Source organism: Devosia sp. LC5, assembly GCF_000735585.1.
Classification (GTDB): Bacteria; Pseudomonadota; Alphaproteobacteria; order Rhizobiales; family Devosiaceae; genus Devosia.
Genome location: NZ_JNNO01000011.1, coordinates 1 through 16,542, shown reverse-complemented (window position 1 = coordinate 16,542; position 16,542 = coordinate 1). Strand labels below are relative to the sequence as shown.

General features: G+C 60.9%; 22 protein-coding genes and 1 pseudogene. 12 read left to right on the top strand and 11 right to left on the bottom strand.

The features are described from left to right. Positions 1-31 precede the first annotated feature (31 nt). The 3 genes from FF80_RS06960 (at position 32) to FF80_RS06950 (ending at position 1,537) form a co-directional block, all read left to right on the top strand. A complete protein-coding gene (locus FF80_RS06960; protein ID WP_035098901.1) occupies positions 32-463 on the top strand; it encodes a curlin in 432 nt (143 codons plus the stop codon). Positions 464-530: 67 nt separating this feature from the next. Beyond that, the gene (gene csgH / locus FF80_RS06955; protein WP_035098900.1) at positions 531-926 is read left to right on the top strand and encodes a curli-like amyloid fiber formation chaperone CsgH; all 396 of its coding nucleotides are present in this window, start codon (positions 531-533) and stop codon (positions 924-926) included. Positions 927-1,117: 191 nt separating this feature from the next. Then, positions 1,118-1,537 (top strand): hypothetical protein, encoded by a 420-nt coding sequence (locus FF80_RS06950; RefSeq protein ID WP_035098898.1) that lies wholly within the window; start codon positions 1,118-1,120, stop codon positions 1,535-1,537. A gap of 52 nt (positions 1,538-1,589) precedes the next feature. On the opposite strand, the gene FF80_RS06945 is transcribed toward FF80_RS06950, so the two are convergent. The 6 genes from FF80_RS06945 to FF80_RS06920 all read right to left on the bottom strand — a co-directional run bounded on the left by FF80_RS06945 (position 1,590) and on the right by FF80_RS06920 (position 6,229). Then, positions 1,590-2,315 (bottom strand): amino acid ABC transporter ATP-binding protein, encoded by a 726-nt coding sequence (locus FF80_RS06945; RefSeq protein WP_035098896.1) that lies wholly within the window; start codon positions 2,313-2,315, stop codon positions 1,590-1,592. Beyond that, positions 2,296-2,952, bottom strand: a complete 657-nt coding sequence (locus tag FF80_RS06940; protein ID WP_035098894.1) for an amino acid ABC transporter permease — start codon at positions 2,950-2,952, stop codon at positions 2,296-2,298. The genes FF80_RS06945 and FF80_RS06940 overlap by 20 nt, the downstream gene beginning before the upstream one ends. Further along, entirely contained in the window at positions 2,949-3,623 is a 675-nt protein-coding gene (locus FF80_RS06935) for an amino acid ABC transporter permease (RefSeq protein ID WP_035098892.1), read from the bottom strand. The genes FF80_RS06940 and FF80_RS06935 overlap by 4 nt, the downstream gene beginning before the upstream one ends. A 73-nt stretch (positions 3,624-3,696) precedes the next feature. Beyond that, the gene (locus FF80_RS06930; RefSeq protein WP_035098889.1) at positions 3,697-4,482 is read right to left on the bottom strand and encodes a transporter substrate-binding domain-containing protein; all 786 of its coding nucleotides are present in this window, start codon (positions 4,480-4,482) and stop codon (positions 3,697-3,699) included. Positions 4,483-4,688: 206 nt separating this feature from the next. Beyond that, the gene (gene dksA, locus FF80_RS06925) at positions 4,689-5,108 is read right to left on the bottom strand and encodes an RNA polymerase-binding protein DksA (RefSeq protein ID WP_035098887.1); all 420 of its coding nucleotides are present in this window, start codon (positions 5,106-5,108) and stop codon (positions 4,689-4,691) included. Positions 5,109-5,437: 329 nt separating this feature from the next. After that, positions 5,438-6,229, bottom strand: coding sequence for a class I SAM-dependent methyltransferase (locus FF80_RS06920; RefSeq protein ID WP_035098886.1), 792 nt, complete (start codon positions 6,227-6,229; stop codon positions 5,438-5,440). Positions 6,230-6,353: 124 nt separating this feature from the next. On the opposite strand from FF80_RS06920, the gene FF80_RS06915 reads away from it, so the two are divergent. Next, the gene (locus tag FF80_RS06915) at positions 6,354-6,827 is read left to right on the top strand and encodes a GNAT family N-acetyltransferase (RefSeq protein ID WP_244445726.1); all 474 of its coding nucleotides are present in this window, start codon (positions 6,354-6,356) and stop codon (positions 6,825-6,827) included. 121 nt (positions 6,828-6,948) lie between these two features. Here the strand turns inward: FF80_RS06915 and FF80_RS06910 are convergent, their stop codons facing one another. The 3 genes from FF80_RS06910 to FF80_RS06900 all read right to left on the bottom strand — a co-directional run bounded on the left by FF80_RS06910 (position 6,949) and on the right by FF80_RS06900 (position 8,790). Continuing rightward, the gene (locus FF80_RS06910) at positions 6,949-7,335 is read right to left on the bottom strand and encodes a GFA family protein (RefSeq protein ID WP_035098883.1); all 387 of its coding nucleotides are present in this window, start codon (positions 7,333-7,335) and stop codon (positions 6,949-6,951) included. A 68-nt stretch (positions 7,336-7,403) separates the two neighbouring features. Next, a complete protein-coding gene (locus FF80_RS06905; RefSeq protein ID WP_035098882.1) occupies positions 7,404-8,054 on the bottom strand; it encodes a pyridoxamine 5'-phosphate oxidase family protein in 651 nt (216 codons plus the stop codon). 88 nt (positions 8,055-8,142) lie between these two features. Beyond that, a complete protein-coding gene (locus FF80_RS06900) occupies positions 8,143-8,790 on the bottom strand; it encodes a glutathione S-transferase family protein (protein ID WP_035098881.1) in 648 nt (215 codons plus the stop codon). A gap of 170 nt (positions 8,791-8,960) precedes the next feature. Between FF80_RS06900 and FF80_RS06895 the strand changes: the two genes are divergently transcribed. Continuing rightward, positions 8,961-9,353, top strand: coding sequence for a DoxX family protein (locus FF80_RS06895; protein ID WP_200877176.1), 393 nt, complete (start codon positions 8,961-8,963; stop codon positions 9,351-9,353). A 1-nt stretch (position 9,354) separates the two neighbouring features. On the opposite strand, the gene FF80_RS06890 is transcribed toward FF80_RS06895, so the two are convergent. Further along, entirely contained in the window at positions 9,355-9,783 is a 429-nt protein-coding gene (locus tag FF80_RS06890) for a flagellar assembly protein FliX (protein ID WP_081917307.1), read from the bottom strand. A 234-nt stretch (positions 9,784-10,017) separates the two neighbouring features. Between FF80_RS06890 and FF80_RS06885 the strand changes: the two genes are divergently transcribed. The 7 genes from FF80_RS06885 (at position 10,018) to flaF (ending at position 14,899) form a co-directional block, all read left to right on the top strand. Beyond that, entirely contained in the window at positions 10,018-11,139 is a 1,122-nt protein-coding gene (locus FF80_RS06885; RefSeq protein ID WP_200877175.1) for a flagellar basal body P-ring protein FlgI, read from the top strand. Next, positions 11,139-11,459 carry a rod-binding protein gene (locus tag FF80_RS06880; RefSeq protein WP_052153276.1) on the top strand — a complete coding sequence of 107 codons (321 nt, stop codon included), beginning with the start codon at positions 11,139-11,141 and terminating at the stop codon, positions 11,457-11,459. The genes FF80_RS06885 and FF80_RS06880 overlap by 1 nt, the downstream gene beginning before the upstream one ends. 2 nt (positions 11,460-11,461) lie before the next feature. After that, positions 11,462-11,929, top strand: coding sequence for a hypothetical protein (locus tag FF80_RS06875; protein WP_035098877.1), 468 nt, complete (start codon positions 11,462-11,464; stop codon positions 11,927-11,929). 108 nt (positions 11,930-12,037) lie between these two features. Next, positions 12,038-12,370: a hypothetical protein gene (locus tag FF80_RS06870; RefSeq protein ID WP_035098876.1), complete on the top strand. Its 333-nt coding sequence runs from the start codon at positions 12,038-12,040 to the stop codon at positions 12,368-12,370. A gap of 261 nt (positions 12,371-12,631) precedes the next feature. Beyond that, on the top strand, positions 12,632-14,029 hold the full coding sequence (locus FF80_RS06865) for a flagellin (RefSeq protein ID WP_035098875.1): 1,398 nt from the start codon (positions 12,632-12,634) through the stop codon (positions 14,027-14,029). A 125-nt stretch (positions 14,030-14,154) separates the two neighbouring features. Next, positions 14,155-14,580 carry a flagellar biosynthesis repressor FlbT gene (gene flbT, locus FF80_RS06860; RefSeq protein WP_035098873.1) on the top strand — a complete coding sequence of 142 codons (426 nt, stop codon included), beginning with the start codon at positions 14,155-14,157 and terminating at the stop codon, positions 14,578-14,580. Then, positions 14,531-14,899 (top strand): flagellar biosynthesis regulator FlaF, encoded by a 369-nt coding sequence (flaF, locus tag FF80_RS06855; RefSeq protein ID WP_035098871.1) that lies wholly within the window; start codon positions 14,531-14,533, stop codon positions 14,897-14,899. Before flbT ends, flaF begins: the two co-directional genes overlap by 50 nt. 190 nt (positions 14,900-15,089) lie before the next feature. Here the strand turns inward: flaF and FF80_RS21850 are convergent. Beyond that, positions 15,090-16,542, bottom strand: a pseudogene (locus tag FF80_RS21850) (hypothetical protein); the annotation flags it as partial.

Genomic DNA, 16,542 nt, shown 5'->3' with positions numbered 1-16,542 from the left:
GGAGGGAGCGCCGCCAAACAGGAGAAGTCAAATGAAGCGCATCGTCATCACCACCGCTATCGCCGCAATGCTCGCCGTCACCGCAGCGCCCGCCATGGCCGCTGGGGTCTGGGTCAATCAGTGGGGCTTCGGCAATGCCGCCGGCGGCAACCAGGCTGGCTGGAACAACAGCCTGGGTATCGACCAGACCGGCAACTGGAATACCGCTGTCGGCCAGCAGTCCGGCCACAACAATGTCGGCGCCATCGGCCAGCAGGGCAACAATAACTATGGCGACACCTGGCAACACGGCAACAATAATGCCGCCGGTGTCGGCCAGTTCGGCGACAATCACACCGCCATCCTGACCCAGGACGGCAATGGCAATGTCGCCGCCGGCGTGCAGGTCGGCAATGGCTGCAGCGCCAATGTCAACCAGGCTGGCGCCGGCAATGTCACCGCGTTCGTCCAGGCCTGCCCCTGATGCCTGATGACCTTTGGCCGGAAGGGCTTGTTCCTTCCGGCTTCATCCTAGAACGGGAGACGGAAAAATGCTCAGTTTCGACAAACGCTTAAGCATCATCCCCGCTTTGTTCGGCCTGGGCCTTGCGGCCTTCGCCGTCACCAGCGGACAGGCCGGAACCACCAATGCCGGTCCGGTTCAGTGCGGGATTATCTCGACCACCCAGAACGGCATGCTCATGCTTGAAGGGGCGCTGCGGACTGATGTAGCGGTCAATGGCTCCTACCAGTTCCGGCTGCAAAGCTCGGGGTCTGGCGGCAGCAGCAATGTCAGCCAGGGCGGCAATTTTTCTGCTGCGGCGCATGACCATCTCTCGCTGGGCAAGGTCATGATCAATGCCGGGTCCAAATATGACCTGGTGTTCGAGGTGACCGCCAATGGCCAGAAATTCGATTGCGATCGGGAGCTTGTCACCACGCTTTGAATCAAAATGCCATCGCAGGCACCAAAGGGCTTCAGTTCGCTGAAGCCCTTTTTGCGTTAGCACTTTGGCCCAATTGGTGCACGGACTGTGAACGCCGAGTGAATATCGCGCTCCAGATCGGTTCAGCCGCTCCCCTGCATAGTCAAACCATCAGCTGGATCACCCAGCCAACGACAAACAGGAGAGACGCCATGACCACCAAGATCATCAAGACTACCCTTGCCGCCCTTGTCGCTGCCGCCATCGGCGTCGCCGCGATTACCACCCCTGCCAGCGCAGCCGGCCAGGTCTCCATCAGCTACGCCCCCACCGCCCCCGATGAGGCGCGGATGCTCGGACTGGGCCTGCAAATGTATTCCCTGTTCCACGGGCTCAATAGCTCGGGCGCCAATGCCAGCCAGAACGGCTTCGGCAATGCCGCCGGCATCTTGCAGAATGGCGGGGACAATCACGGCCTGATCGTGCAGGAAGGCAACGGCCATACCGGCACGATCGAGCAGAACGGCAATGGCAATAGTTGCGGCCTGTTCCAGTTCGGCGAAAACACCAATGGCTCCTGCGTGCAGAACGGCAATGGCCAATCCGCTATCACCGGCGTCTTCGGCTTCTGAACTGCAGTACCCACAATGACACACGGGGCCGCGAAGGCCCCGTTTTGCATGTCTATAGCATGCCCAGGAATTGCTTGAGCTCGGGCGTTGCGGGATTGGCGAAGACGGTTTCGGGCGGCCCGATTTCGTGCACCCGGCCCTGATGCATGAATACGACGCGACTGCAGACATCGCGGGCGAAACGCATTTCGTGGGTCACCATCACGAGCGTCATGCCCTCCCCCGCCAGTTCCTTGACCACGGCCAGCACTTCGCTGACCAGTTCGGGGTCGAGCGCCGAGGTGATCTCATCGCAGAGCAGGCCGATCGGCTCCATGGCGAGTGCCCGCGCAATGGCGACGCGTTGCTGCTGGCCGCCGGACAGCTCATCGGGATAAGCATCGAATTTGTGCACCAGCCCCACCCGGTCCAGCATCTTGCGAGCCATGGCCTCGGCGGCATCCGCCTTGGTCTTGCGCACCACCATCTGCGAGAGCATGACATTGCGGCCGGCGGTGAGATGGGGGAAGAGATTGAACTGCTGGAAGATCATGCCGATCTTGAGGCGCAAGGCGCGCAGGGCGGCCTCGCTGGTCAGCACATGCTCTCCCGCCACCGAAATGGCGCCTTCATCGATGGTTTCGAGCCCGTTAATGCAGCGCAAAAGGGTGGATTTGCCCGATCCCGATTTGCCGATAATGGCGATGACTTCGCCGCGCTCGATATCGAAATCGATGCCCTTGAGCACTTCATTGTCCCCGAAGCGCTTCTTGACTCCGTCAATGGTGATGAGCGGCATTGAGCTTCCTTTCGAGGAACTGGCTGCTTTTGGACAATGGCCAGCACAGAGCAAAATAGATGATCGCCACGAGCCCATAGACGAGGAAGGGCTGGAACGTGGCATTGGTGACGGCGGTGCCCGCCTTGGTCAGTTCGACAAAGCCGATAATGGAGGTCAGCGCCGTGCCCTTGACCACCTGCACCGAAAACCCGACGGTGGGCGCCACGGCGATGCGGAGCGCTTGCGGCAGGATGACATAGGCCATCTGTTGCAGCCGCCCCATGCCCAGGCTGGCCGAGGCTTCCCACTGCCCCTTGGCAATGGCCTCGACACATCCCCGCCAGATTTCGGCAAGGAAGGAAGCACTCCACAGGATCAGCGCCAATCCGGCCGCCAGCCAGGCGGGCACTGTCATGCCCAGCAGAGCCAAGCCGAAGAAGGACAGAAAGAGCTGCATCAGCAGCGGCGTGCCCTGGAATATCTCGATATAGAGGCGCGCCACGCCGGCCAGCACGCGATTGCGGCTGACGCGCATGAACATGATGAGCAGGCCCACCAGCCCACCGCCGACAAAGGAAACCAGCGACAGCAGGATGGTCCAGCGCGCCGCCAGCAGCAGGTTGCGCAGGATGTCCCAGAAGGTGAACTCAATCATTGTGCCGCCTTTCGCTTGGGAAACAGGGCCCAACCGACCCCGGACAGCACCTGGCGCAGCAGCACCGAGAGGGCCAGGTAGATCAGGGTCGAGACGATATAGGTCTCAAAAGCCCGAAAATTGCGCGACTGGATGAAATTGGCTGCATAGCTCAAATCCTCGGCGGCGATCTGGGACACCACGGCCGATCCAAGCATAACGATGACGATCTGGGAGGATAGCGCCGGCCAGATCCGCTGCAGCGCCGGAACCAGTACGATATAGCGGAAGGTCTGGAAGCGCCCCATGGCAAGGCTGGCCCCCGCCTCGAACTGGCCGCGCGGGGTGGCATTGATGCCGGCCCGGATGATCTCGCAGCTATAGGCGCCCAGATTGACGATCATGGCCAGACTCGCGGCCTGCAACTGGTTCATCTGCACGCCGAGCGAGGGTAGGCCGAAAAAGATGAAGAAGAGCTGGATCATGAATGGCGTATTGCGGATCAGCTCGACATAGGCGCCCACCAAAGGCCGCAGCGGCTTTGGCCCCAGCGCCCGCGTCCAAGCGCAAACAATACCGAGCAGACAGCCGACAACGGCGCCCACCACAATGAGATAGATGGTGACCCCGATCCCTTCGATCAGGGTCGGCAGATATTGCGGCAGCCAGTCGAAATTGAGCTGATAGCGCATGCCAGGCACCTCCAGGGCGCGAACAGGATGGAGCGCCGCTTGACGCGGCGCTCCCGTTTCAAAGCGCTAGGACCTAGAGATCGACAGGCAGAGCCTGACCAAGCCATTGCTGGGAGATGGCCTCGAGCGAGCCATCGGTCTTGGCGGTGGCAATGATCGCATTGACGGCCGCCAGCAGGGCCGTTTCGTTCTTGTTGAGGCCGATATAGCAGGGCGAATCCTTGACCAGGAATTTGAGCTCTGGCCGGATCGGCGGATTGCGCTCCAGAATGGCGGCAGCCACCACATTGCCGGTGGCGATCAGCTCGACCTGGCCGGAAAGAAATGCCGAAATGGTGCCGTTATTGTCTTCGTAGCGGCTGATATCCACCCCATCGCCAACCAGTTCGGTCAGCGTCAGATCTTCCACCGAACCGCGCGTGACGCCCACCTTGTGGCCGGCCAGATCGGCCGCCACTGCCACCGACACACTGGCCGGGCCGAAGACGCCGTTGAAGAACGGGGCATAGGCATCGGTGAAATCGATCACGGCCTCACGCTCGGCATTCTTGCCCAGGCTGGAAATAACCAGGTCGGCCATGCCGGTTTGCAGATAGGGAATGCGATTGGCGCTGGTGACCGGCACCAATTCCACGGCCACGCCCAGCTTTTCCCCGATCAGCTGGGCCATATCGACATCATAACCAACCGGCTGCAAATCGGTGCCAACGCTACCGAATGGCGGGAAATCCTGCGGCACGGCGATCTTGATCGTGCCCGCCGCCTTGATGTTTTCCAGCGCATCGGCATAGGCCGGCAGCGCGGTGCCCAATGCCGCCAGCGTCAGCGTGGCGAGGGAAAGGAAAAGCCGTCTATGCATATGTCGCGTCCTTTGCGGATAACTTCCGCCACAGAACTGCAAGACCCATGCCAGCCCGAAAACCACAGCACCGCAGTCCTTTAGGACATAGCAGCACGCCATGGCGCTTAATTATTAATCAGAAATTCCCATTTTGCCCGCTCATTAGGCAAAAAAAGAGCCCGCAATATAGCGGGCCCCTTGCAAATTCTCGTTGCGCGATCGGATCACTCGTCGCGATAGACCTTTTCGCGGCGCTCATGCATTTCCTGGGCTTCGAGACTCAGCGTCGCGGTCGGCCGGGCATCGAGCCGGGCGAGGCCAATCGGATCGCCGGTTTCCTCGCAATAGCCATAGGTGCCATCGTCAATGCGCTTGAGCGCTGCATCGATCTTGGAAATCAGCTTGCGCTGGCGATCCCTTGTGCGCAGTTCCAGCGAGCGATCGCTCTCCGAACTGGCACGATCGGCCATATCGGGATGGTTCTGGCTTTCTTCCTGAAGATTGGCGAGCGTCTCGCGGCTTTCGCGAAGGATCTCGTCCTTCCACGTATTCAGCTTGGCTCGGAAATACTCGCGCTGGCGCGGATTCATGAACGGCTCATCATCGCTGGGCCGGTATTCAACTAGGTCAACAACCGAAGACATCAGCAGACTCAACTCCAATGCACCCCTTAGGCGGCCTATATATGCGCGCAGGCCGCACCGGGCAAGCACACAAATGGCCCGGTGGACAACGCGACAAACCGCCCCGCGCCGGCCGTGTACCCGATAATCGGCGACGGTTTGATGAATGGGAGGGGTGTGAGCGGCGGTGGTCTTGCCACAGAGTCCTATCCCCGAAGGGACGGCGCCAGTGCAGCCCTGGTAGTCGCAAGAGCGGATCACACGGCCGCGGCGCTTATGTCTTGAACGGGGTGGATTGCGGACTGGCAGCTAACGTCACAGCTCCCGAAAAGCTGCCGTGGCGGTCCAGGTCATGCCGCCCGAACTCTGCCAATAGTAAGCTCGGACCTTGTGCGGAAAGATAGTACTTCACTAACTGCGTGGGGCTCGAGCAGTTCAAGAAGTTCCCTATCGAACTCTTCCATCCTTCCCTGCAGCCGCGAGGGGGCAAAAGCATCACGAGAATGCTGGCACGCGATAAATTCCGATACTCTCTGCGTCAGTGGGGCCGAAATGAAGGTCTCAGCAAACTCTATATCGACATGCTTCTTCCAGGCAGACCACTCGGAAGTCTTTCGTTGAAGGTCGAACGGTTCACCGGTAGCCAAGGGTATCCACCTGACTAAGAATTCAACCCAATCGGCGTGCCAAGGGGGATCATGTGCGTCGTCGCCGGAAACGACAGCGAAGGCGTGATCCTGCGCGACGTGCTTTTGCAGCTTCGTAAAAAGCCGGTCGGGCTCCATCCAATGGATGCTGTTTGCGGCAACGACGAGTTCGAACTGGTCCGAACCAAGATCGGTGTCTTCCGCGTGGCCCTGGACCCAAGCAATGTTTGATGCGTCACCATTTTCGAGCGAGACGGCTAAGACGAGCATCGCTTCAGAAGGGTCCACGGCCACGACGCGTTCGAAAAAGGGGGATAGATGGCGCGCGATTTTCCCCGGTCCACAGCCAAGGTCTAGGAGCCGATTGCCCTGCGGAGCGCTTGATATGAGGGTTTGGAAAAGCTGGTCTGGATACGGAGGGCGAAAGCGGTAGTTGTCGACGACCAACTGGGCCTGAAATGAGATTCCCGCATGCTCGTTGTCCCTACTGGTCACGGCCAAATCTCCCTATGGATCCGCATTCGATATAGGTCGCGAAACGTTCAAGCAACCTACCACGGGGCAATTCCCACTTACGGGTAGCGCGTGGGACGTCAGTCGCGTCCACAAGGGGGTCGATTTGAGCCAGCACTGTCATCTGAAAGTCGCCGGGACGCTTCATAGCTCGACACCAAAAGGACGGTCGATGCTTGAAATCTTATCGCCGCCGCCCGTCAACATCGTATCTGTTATCTCGCAAGGTATCGCTCGGGAAAACGAAGTCTCGTCGATCGCGAGATACGACTTCGCGATTGTGGAACGGGATGGCGAGGCGTTTGTCGGTGGAATAACGGCTTCGATCTCCTTTGCAGTGTTGTTCATCAACAACATCTGGGTTGATGGTCATGCCCGAGGGCGCGGGGTCGGGAGATCGTTGATCGCCGCTGCAGAAGCCGAAGGTCTCCGGCTCGGTGCGGAAACTAGTTGCGTAGACACCCTAACCACGCAAGCTCCAGCATTCTACTTGCGCCTCGGATACTTGGAGTTTGGTCGTTTGGAAGGTTGGGTAGAGGCGAAAGCGGTGGACCGCATTTGGTTCAAGCGACAACTCTGAGTCGGACGAACACGTGCTTTTGACGATGTCGGCTTGCAGGTGGCCAGTCAGCGAGAAACTACGACCGAAATGGGGTCGATAGCGGGCGTGGTCGATGCCACCCTGGAACGCTGCACCTAAATCACAGCGGCGGCGGGTTCTGCTCATGCGTGTCGACACCTGGCATCTGCGGCAGCCAAGGTTCACGCCTTGTGGTCCAGACTTCGAGATGAGGCGTAATGCCGTAGGGGGCGTCGTCGAGGGTGCCGAGGAAGATCTCCATACCGCCCTCGAACAGGAAGAACAAGCGCGAGCCGCAGGCGGGGCAGAATTGGCGCCGGTCATAGGTTTGCACGCTGCCGGTCATGACGAACTGGTCCTGGCGCCAGTTTGCCGTGGCCGAAAAGGCCGAACCGGTCAGCTTGCGGCACTTGGTGCAGTGACATAGGCCGGCAATATAGGGCTCGCCCGAGACTTCGTAGCGCACGGCCCCGCAGAGACACCCGCCCGTCCTGATCCTGTCGTTCATGTGGCTCCCCCGTTTTACCGGCCCGGTATAGCACATTTGCTGGCGAGACCCCGGGGCCCTGCCCCGCCCTAGTACATCGACTTCCTGTATTCGACTTCCAGATCGGCATCGATCTGGCGCATTGCCTCTTCGTCGCTGGGGGCGCCGGTGGTCTGGTCCAGGATGATCTTGGACAGCGAGGGCATTTCGTGGCGGTCCTGGAAGTGTTCGGGGTCCCACAAATGCGAGCGCCGGAAAGCCTTGGCGCAGTGCATGAAGGCCTCGCTGACCTTGATCACGATGGCGAGCTTGGGCAAGCGGCCATTGACGCTCATGCCGCCCAGGATGGCCGGATCGGTCACCAGACTCGCCCGCCCGTTGACGCGCAATGTGTCGTCAAAGCCCGGAATGATGAACAACAGCCCGACATTGGGATTGGCCAGGATATTGACCAGGCTATCGAGCCGATTATTGCCGGGGCGGTCCGGGATGGCCAGGGTGTGCTGATCGAGAATTTCGACAAAGCCCACCGGATCGCCGCGCGGGCTGACATCGGCCCGGCCATCGGCATGCTGGGTGCCGATGCAGACGAAAGGCGAACGCCGGATAAAGGCCTGCGCATGCGTATCGAGCAGGCTCTGGCACTTGTGAATGGCCAGCGCCGTTTGCGCCGGAAACAGGCTGCGCAGCGTCTGCTCGTCAGTGATGGTGAATTCCGGATCTACCTTGAAGTCCTGCATTTTGGCTCCCCCTCCAAACAATGAGGTACGTACCTCATGTTTGGTTTGGTAACGTTTTTTTTGCAGGCGGGCAAGCTGGATCGGCTACCTAGCCGCTATTGCCGGTAGCGACCGCCAATTGAGCAGCAAAGGCGCGTTGATAGGCGGGGCGGGCTTCGGCGCGGGCGATATAGGCGGAAAGATTGGGATAGTGCTCCAATATGTCCATGCCCTCCGCGCGGCGCAGCACCATGACCATCATCAGGTCACCGGCGCTGAACCCGCCATCGAGCCAATCGGCCGTGCCGAGGCGGCCGGACAGGACATTCAGGCGGTCGCGGATGCGTTGCTCAAGCAGCGGCAGGCGCGCTTCGTACCAAGGCTGGTCGCGCTCGGTAAAAGGGACCTGTTCACGCTCGACGATGGGCGGCTCGATCGTGCCGATTGCGGCAAACATCCAGGTGATGGCGCGGGCCCGGGCATTGGCATCGTCCGGCAGCAGGCCCCCATGGCGCTCGGCGATGTGGAGCACGATCGAGCCCGATTCAAACAGCACCAGATCGCCCTCCTCATAGGTTGGAATCTGGCCGAATGGCTGGAGGGCGCAATGGGCGGGCTGTTTCATCGCGGCGAAGGAGACGAGGCGGACATTATAGGGCTGGCCGGCCTCTTCCAGAGCCCAGCGTACGCGCATGTCCCGCGCGAGGCCCTGACCGCCGTCGGGGGAGCGTTCAAAAGCGGTGATGGTGGGGATCATTTGTAAATGCTCCGCATGGTTGGCTTCGCTGTTGCAACGAACGGCCAGGCCGGACTTCGACACGGCATGCAATCAACTGCGCCGTCACTGTCGAATCTGGCCTCCATTGGTCGTCGTGGTGAGGAACGGGTATAGTGCCCGTTCGCTGTATCATGTCTGAGGGGACTAATATGATTGCGAGATTGAACAGCCTTTCGCCCTATGTGCTGGCGATCCTGAGAATTATCACCGGCCTGCTCTTCGTGCATTTCGGGCTGCAGAAGCTCTTTGGCTTTCCCGTGCCGTTTCCGGTGCCGCTGGACGCGATGACCACCACGGCCGGTGTGCTTGAACTGGTGGGCGGTGCGCTCGTAACCATCGGACTATTCACCCGCCCAGCCGCATTCATCCTGTCGGGCATGATGGCGGTAGGCTATTGGATCGGCCATGCTCCCATGGGGTTTTACCCCGCAGTCAACATGGGGACCGGGGCCATATTGTTCTGCTTTATCTATCTCTATGTCGTGTTTACCGGACCAGGCGCCTGGAGCGTGGATGGCAAGCTGAACCTACCCTGGCGGTGAACTAAAGAAACCGGCCCAGCTTGGCCAGCTCGACCCGCACGCGCAATTCGATGTCGTCGAGCACGGCATCGAGCCCGGGCACGGAGCGTTCGCGCACTTCGCCCAGCAGGATCACCAATTGATCGAGCCGTTCCGCGCCGACCCGGCCGATCAGCAGGTCCGCCTTGATGGTGTCAAGCGCGTCGAGCAGGGAGGCGCCGCGCCTGACGGCGCGCTTCTTCTTGCCGTTCAGCGGGTCTTCGACGGCCTGCAAGGCCAGGATCGCGTCGATGCCGGCACTGGCAGCCATGGGCGCCGCGGCGGCTATGCGCACCGCACTATCCTCGCCCGCCGGAACGAAGGCCATGCCCGAGCCAGCGCGGCCCGCAGCACCGCGGCCGCTGACCCCATTGGCGCGAGTATTGGTTTCGATGCGCAAAGCCAGACTCAAATCAGTTCGGTGCCTATCCCCGGCAAAATCTGCCGGAAGGCGTTAACAAGAGCTTAATGGACCCGGCAAGAATTGCTTAGCGCCCGGTCGTTGCAACCGAGAGCGTCGACGAAACGACACTAAAATCATTTTATTTCAATGGCTTGCTGCACAATCGTAGCTTGGCACACTTTTCGCAATGTCTTCGTCAAATGCCGCACCATGGGATGGAGCGGCCCGGTGACGGGGATGACAATGCACATGATCTTGCGACGGCTCGCGGCGGCTGCCCTCAGCGCCGCCTTGCTGCTGGCCCCGACGGCCGATGCCTTCGCGGCGGCAGCGCGCATCAAAGACATTGTCGATATGGAAGGCGTCCGGGAAAACCAGCTGGTCGGCTATGGCCTGGTGGTTGGTCTCAACGGCACGGGCGACCGGCTCAACAATTCCCCCTTCACCAAGCAATCGCTGCAATCCATGCTGGAGCGGCTGGGCGTCAATACGGCAGGCGAGAATGTGCGCACCGCCAATGTCGCCGCCGTCATGGTCACGGCCAACCTGCCCCCCTTCGGAACGCAGGGCTCGCGCATCGACGTATCGGTCGCGGCCCTGGGCGATTCCGACAGCCTGCAGGGCGGCACGCTGCTGGTGACCCCGCTGCTGGGCGCCGACGGCGAAGTCTATGCCATTGCGCAGGGCCCGGTGAATATCAACGGATTCAAGGCGCAAGGCGATGCCGCCACGATCATTTCGGGCGTGCCGACCACGGGGCGGATTTCCTCGGGTGCGGTGATCGAGCGGGAGATCGATTTCCAGCTCGGCTCGCAAACCTCGCTGCGGCTGGCGCTGCGCAATCCCGACCTGACCACGGCGCGGCGCATTGCGCTCTCGATCAATGACTTCATCGGCGTGCCTACGGCAACGCCGGAGGACCCGGCTACGGTGCGGGTCACCCTGCCCCGCGGGTTCAACGGCAATATTGTCGACCTGCTCACCGATATCGAACAGCTGATGGTGGAAACCGACCAGCCGGCCAAGATCGTTATCGACGAGAATTCCGGCATTATCGTCATGGGCAAGGATGTGCGGGTGTCCAGCGTCGCCGTCGCCCAGTCCAACCTGACGGTGACCATTGCCGAGAACCCGACCATCGTGCAGCCGGCTCCGTTCAGCAATGGCGTGACGGCGGTGGAGCCGAGCACCGATCTGGAGGTCTTCGCCTCGGACAAGGCGCTGGCCGTGGTCAATGAATCGGTGACGCTGCAGGAATTGGTGGATGGGCTCAACGCGCTGGGCATAGCGCCGCGCGACCTGATCGCGATCCTGCAGGCGATCAAGGCCACCGGCGCGCTGCAAGCCGAAATCGAGGTGCTGTAATGGTCGAGGCCATCGCCAAGCCGGGATCGACCCTCAGCGCCAGCCAGATCGCCAAGGTGCGCCAGCAGGCGGAGGAATTCGAAGGCGTGTTCCTCAACACCCTGACCAAGACAATGTTCGAAAGCGTCAAGAGCGAGAACGGTTTTGGCAGCGGCTTTGGCGAGGAAACCTGGCGCTCGATGCAATCGGAACAACTCGCCAATTCCATGGCGCAAAATGGCGGGCTCGGCATTGCCGACCAGCTGATGGGCGACCTGCTGACCCTGCAGGAAGCCGCCAACGCCCAGAACAGCCTCACAATCCCCAAGGGAGCCTATTGAGCATGACCGCCGCAGCCCGCCTCGCCGCCCTCGACAGCCTGCCGGCCGACGATCTGTGCCAGATGGCCGAGATCGCCCTCGCCGCGCTTGTCGATATCATGAACCAGGAAACCGTGCTGCTGCGCACCGGCCATATCAAGCAGGCCAGTACGTTGACGCCGGACAAGACGCGGCTGGCGCAGGATTATGTGGGCTTTGCCCGCGCCGTGCAGCGCCAGGGCGATCGCCTGCGCGCCGAGGCGCCCAAGGCCATCGAGCGCCTGAAGCAGGGGCATGAAAGCCTGGCCACGCAAATGGCCGAGAATCTGCGCGTATTGGCAACGGCGCGGACCGTGACGGAAGATCTGTTGACCGATGTGGCGCAGATCGTCGGGCAGCAGAACAAGGCCAAGACTTATGGCCGGGCTGGTGCGGTAGCGACCGATCCGGCGAGTTCGGCGCGGGGAATTGCGGTTAATCGCTCGATGTAGGGGCGGTGCACTCCTGCATTTGAATCTAATCCGCCCTAAACTGGTAAGTGCGCCCCAATCTGTTCGTGCCTAGGCTGCCACTGCATTCGTGCATGCAAGGACAGCGTCATGGTCACCGCAATCGCACTCGAGCCGATTGGCCCCAGTCACACCAATATTACGGACTACCGGCATCGCGCTGCACCGGGCGAACGCACCGTGCTGCCCCATGGCACGCCATCCGCTCCAAAGAATGCCAGGCCGAACCAGGAACGCGAAGAGCGCTCCAGCGATAGCGAACAGGAAGCGCCCGCGCGCGATTCTTCTGCCATGTTCGCGGCAGCAGTGATTGCCGGCGCCCTCGCCCCGACGCCACAGACGCTGGCCGAGCTATACCAGCGCATCGGCTCCTCGACGATTCCCCCAGAATCCATGGCGCGACTGAAAGACCTGATGGCCTGATGCACTGGGCTCCATAGCCTTGCCCTTGCCATAAAAGCCCCGGACAATGGGGCTTTGTTCTGTCTGGAGACCCCGATTCCCGCTGGATTCCGCACTGTTCGCGGGTTCTTCACCCGCTTTTAACCGCGCTGGGCAATCCTGAATATCAACGCAAGCTGCGGCATCAAGTTAACGATTTTTTATGCCGCCCAGTGCATGCTCCACGCTGTCTCAGAATGAGACGTCAAAGCAATACGAGTCTCCTAGAAAGGGAACTTTACCATGGCTGATATCAATCTCACCGCTTCCGTCCGGTCCAACCTCACCTCGCTGCAGAACACGGCGACGATGATGGCCAAGACCCAGGACCGCCTGTCGACCGGCAACAAGGTCAACTCGGCACTCGATAACCCCACGAACTTCTTCACTGCCGCGTCGCTCAATAGCCGCGCCGGTGACCTGAACAACCTGATGGACTCGATGGCTAACGGCATCAAGACCATCGAAGCGGCAAATAACGGCCTGACCTCGATCACCAAAAACCTGGAATCGATGCAGTCGACCCTGCGCCAGGCGCGCCAGGACAAGTCGTTCCAGACCCAGTCCTACACGATCGACTCCACCGTTACCACTGGCGACATCAGCTTCGAGAAGGGCGCCGTTGGCGACGTCGCTCGCAGCGTATCGCTGGTCAAGACTGAGAAGACCTCGGCATTGACCGGTCCCGTCGCCCTTGCTGACAATGGCAAGACATTTACGATTGACACTGGTGCCGGCGCTCCTACCGCTGACATCACGCTGGCTACCGGCGACACGGCCACCGACATTGCCAACAAAATCAACACCGCCACTGCCGCCGTCGGCAACGGCGTTACCGCTAAGGTTGAGAACGGTCAGATCAAGCTGTCGCACGCCACCGCGACTGCTGCCATCACTGTTGCCGATGGCGCGGCACCGGCCGGCGGCGCTGCCGTTCTCGGTTTCGGCGCTGACACAAACGTTGCCAAATCGACCGACGAACTGGTTTCCGAGATCAACAAGAATACTGATCTCGAGGGCTTTGTTCGCGCTTCCAACGACAACGGCAAGCTGCGCATCGAGAACCTGTCGACCCAGACCCTCGAAGTAACCCAGGGCACCACTGCCTCGGAAATCGCTGGCAACGCCGTGCGTGCCGATCTGGCCAACCAGTTCAACGAACTGCGCGACCAGCTCGACAAGCTGTCGGACGATGCTTCGTTCAACGGTATCAACCTGCTGCGCGGCGACAAGCTGAAGATCACCTTCAACGAAACCGGCACCTCCTCGATCGACATCCAGAGCAAGGGTGAAGATGCAGTCAACGCCGCCAACCTGAAGCTGTCGACGACCCTGACTGCCAAGGACCTGGACAGCGACGCCGGCATCGACGCTTTCCTCGACCAGGTCAAGGGCGCGCTGAACTCGGTTCGTTCGCAGGCTTCGTCCTTCGGCTCGAACCTGTCGATCGTGCAGAACCGTCAGGACTTCACCAAGTCCATGATCAACACGCTCGAAACCGGTGCCGGCAACCTGACCCTGGCCGACATGAACCAGGAAGCTGCCAACATGATGGCGCTGCAGACCCGTCAGTCGCTGGGTACCTCGACCCTGTCGATGGCCAACCAGGCTGACCAGAGCATCCTGCAGCTGCTGCGTTAATCGCACCATAAACAGCTTGAGGAAGGCGGGCTTTCGGCCCGCCTTTTTCTTTGTCCGCTCGGACTAGAAAGCGCCGCAAATGGCGCTAGTGTGAGCGCGCAAACGAATATGTGAAGGAGAATGCCTTGGCGCTAAAGGTCGAACTCAAGCCCGGCGAGAAACTGCTGGTGGGCAATTGCATCATCACCAATTCCGAACAGCGCTCGCGGCTGTTTATCGACGGCAAGGCGCCCATTCTGCGCGAAAAGGACATCCTGACCACCGAGACGGCCGACACCCCTGCCAAGCGCATCTACCTGGCCGTACAATTGATGTATATCCAGGAGGATATCACGACGCTGCGCGACGAATATTTCACGCTGATCAACGATTTCGTGACTGCCGCCCCCTCCACAATTTCAATTGCGGACCGCATCAATAACGACATCTTAACTGGCGACCTATACAAAGCACTCAAGACAGCCAAAGAGCTGATTCAGTACGAACAGGACCTGTTTGAGCATGCAGCAATACGGCGCGGCAGCCTACCAGACGACAGCCAAGACGGTTGAATCCCCCCGCGAACGTGAAGCTGCGCTCCTCATCAAATCCGCCGCGAGCCTGCAGTCCGTGCGCGACAATTGGCCCGCCGACAGCGAAGTGCTCAAGGGCGCGCTGACCTTCAATCGCAAGCTCTGGACCATCTTCATGACCTCGGTGACGCGCGATGACAACGCGCTGCCCGCCATGGTGCGCCAGAACATCGCCAATCTGGGGATGTACATCCTCAACGAGACGCGCGAGATCCTGCTTGATCCGGTGTCCCCTAATCGGCTGGACACGCTGATCAACATCAATCGCCAGCTGGCGCAAGGTTTGCGCGCGAATTGAGCGGGTGGTGAAATGAATGAAAAGGCCCCGCATTGCGGGGCCTTTTGTTTTCGGCGTTCGGACATGAACCCCTTAGTCACCATCTCACCTCACCCCTCAGGGGACGATGGAGCCGATGAATCACGGGTAGCCATACGCCCGGGTGGAAGGTTCCGCACCCGGCCTTGAGCGCCGGTGGCGCCCGCTACCACTACATGAACTTGACGAGGCTGAGCTGGCTGATCATGGAAGTGGCCTGGTAGCTGGCCTGGAGGCGCGTTTGCAGGGCCAGGATTTCCATGGCGACGTTTTCCTTGCTCACCGTCTCCACGCTGCTCAACAGGTTCTCCAGCTGCAGCTTGTAATTGCTGTGGCGTGTCGTGGTGTTGTTGAGGGAGCTGCGCGCCATGCCCAGCTCCATGGTGAGGATTTCGACCGAACCGCGCTGCGAATTATGCGATTCCGAAAGCGCCGATTGCTGGCGCTCGGCCATGGCATCGAACCGGCCGGTGGCGGTCGGATCGCTATCGGGGTAGGTCTCGACCGACATGGCGGCCATGGTCCGCATCAGCGCCAGCGTCCCCGATTCATTGGCCTGGAGGCCATAATTGACGCGGGTCGAGTCATCGATCTGTGAGGTCACGCTCTGGCGGGGATTGCCTTCGGCCAGGATCGCAGCGTCGGTGACCACGCCGGTAAGGGCCTTGGAGAAATTGGCGGCGGTGGCGTTGACGTCGGCACCGATGGTGAACTGACCTGGCCCGGCTTTGCCGACCACGGCGGTTAGCGCCATGGTGCGGGTAGTGCCATTCGGCTCGGTCAGGGTGATATTGACGGTTTCCCCAGGGGCGGGGATGGCGGTGAACTGGGCCGTGACAGCGGAGGGATTGGCCGTCGAAGGGGCGGTGGCGATGCTGGCGGTGGACGCCGAAATGCCGCTGATCTGGAAACCATGCGCGGCCGAGACGGGTTGCTTTTCGCCCAGGGTGACCATGGCCCCATTGGTGCCGATTTCGAGACGCCCCAGCCCCTCGGCGGCAACGGTAGGCGTCTGGCCGCTATACCACATGACTGTATCGGCCTCGGTGGCGACCCTCAGGCTAGTGGGAGGATTGCCGCTGCTCTGATCGACGCGCAGCACGGGTTCGCCCGCGCCGTTGAAGAAATTCTGCGAGGCGGCGAAGGTCGAGGCGCCGGCCAGGGTGGTGCCGCCCACTTCGACCAGTTTTTCGTCCAGCGCGGTCTTGAAATTGCCGGCAGTTGCCTCGGCATTTGCGCCAATGACGAATTCATTGGCTCCGGGAGGCCCATCTGCGGCACCGATGGCCCGCATGGTGATCTGTGTTTCGGTGCCGTCGGGCAGTGTAAAGCCCATGGAAATGGTCTGCCCGGCCGTTATCTGCTCGGCAGGCATGGGCGCGAAGGTCACGCTAACCTGATTGCCCAGCGCGCCGCCACCTGCCGCCGGCTGCGTGACGCTGACCGCGCCGCTAGTGGTGGAAACGGTGGAGACCTTCATGCCGAAGGGGTGCACGCCATCCTCGGCCAGGTTGACACTGGTGGTGCCGGCAGCGTGCGAGGATTGCAGGCGCCCGCGCCCGTCAATGCCGGCATCGGCAGCCTTGCGTTCGGTGACGACGGACTTGAAGCCGGCCCGCCCCCCC

Bases quoted from the DNA above. Each gene is read 5' to 3' on its own strand.
- FF80_RS06960 (WP_035098901.1), top strand. From the start codon at position 32: ATGAAGCGCATCGTCATCACCACCGCTATCGCCGCAATGCTCGCCGTC.
- csgH (WP_035098900.1), top strand. From the start codon at position 531: ATGCTCAGTTTCGACAAACGCTTAAGCATCATCCCCGCTTTGTTCGGC.
- FF80_RS06950 (WP_035098898.1), top strand. From the start codon at position 1,118: ATGACCACCAAGATCATCAAGACTACCCTTGCCGCCCTTGTCGCTGCC.
- FF80_RS06945 (WP_035098896.1), bottom strand. From the start codon at position 2,315: ATGCCGCTCATCACCATTGACGGAGTCAAGAAGCGCTTCGGGGACAAT.
- FF80_RS06940 (WP_035098894.1), bottom strand. From the start codon at position 2,952: ATGATTGAGTTCACCTTCTGGGACATCCTGCGCAACCTGCTGCTGGCG.
- FF80_RS06935 (WP_035098892.1), bottom strand. From the start codon at position 3,623: ATGCGCTATCAGCTCAATTTCGACTGGCTGCCGCAATATCTGCCGACC.
- FF80_RS06930 (WP_035098889.1), bottom strand. From the start codon at position 4,482: ATGCATAGACGGCTTTTCCTTTCCCTCGCCACGCTGACGCTGGCGGCA.
- dksA (WP_035098887.1), bottom strand. From the start codon at position 5,108: ATGTCTTCGGTTGTTGACCTAGTTGAATACCGGCCCAGCGATGATGAG.
- FF80_RS06910 (WP_035098883.1), bottom strand. From the start codon at position 7,335: ATGAACGACAGGATCAGGACGGGCGGGTGTCTCTGCGGGGCCGTGCGC.
- FF80_RS06905 (WP_035098882.1), bottom strand. From the start codon at position 8,054: ATGCAGGACTTCAAGGTAGATCCGGAATTCACCATCACTGACGAGCAG.
- FF80_RS06900 (WP_035098881.1), bottom strand. From the start codon at position 8,790: ATGATCCCCACCATCACCGCTTTTGAACGCTCCCCCGACGGCGGTCAG.
- FF80_RS06895 (WP_200877176.1), top strand. From the start codon at position 8,961: ATGATTGCGAGATTGAACAGCCTTTCGCCCTATGTGCTGGCGATCCTG.
- FF80_RS06885 (WP_200877175.1), top strand. From the start codon at position 10,018: ATGCACATGATCTTGCGACGGCTCGCGGCGGCTGCCCTCAGCGCCGCC.
- FF80_RS06880 (WP_052153276.1), top strand. From the start codon at position 11,139: ATGGTCGAGGCCATCGCCAAGCCGGGATCGACCCTCAGCGCCAGCCAG.
- FF80_RS06875 (WP_035098877.1), top strand. From the start codon at position 11,462: ATGACCGCCGCAGCCCGCCTCGCCGCCCTCGACAGCCTGCCGGCCGAC.
- FF80_RS06870 (WP_035098876.1), top strand. From the start codon at position 12,038: ATGGTCACCGCAATCGCACTCGAGCCGATTGGCCCCAGTCACACCAAT.
- FF80_RS06865 (WP_035098875.1), top strand. From the start codon at position 12,632: ATGGCTGATATCAATCTCACCGCTTCCGTCCGGTCCAACCTCACCTCG.
- flaF (WP_035098871.1), top strand. From the start codon at position 14,531: ATGCAGCAATACGGCGCGGCAGCCTACCAGACGACAGCCAAGACGGTT.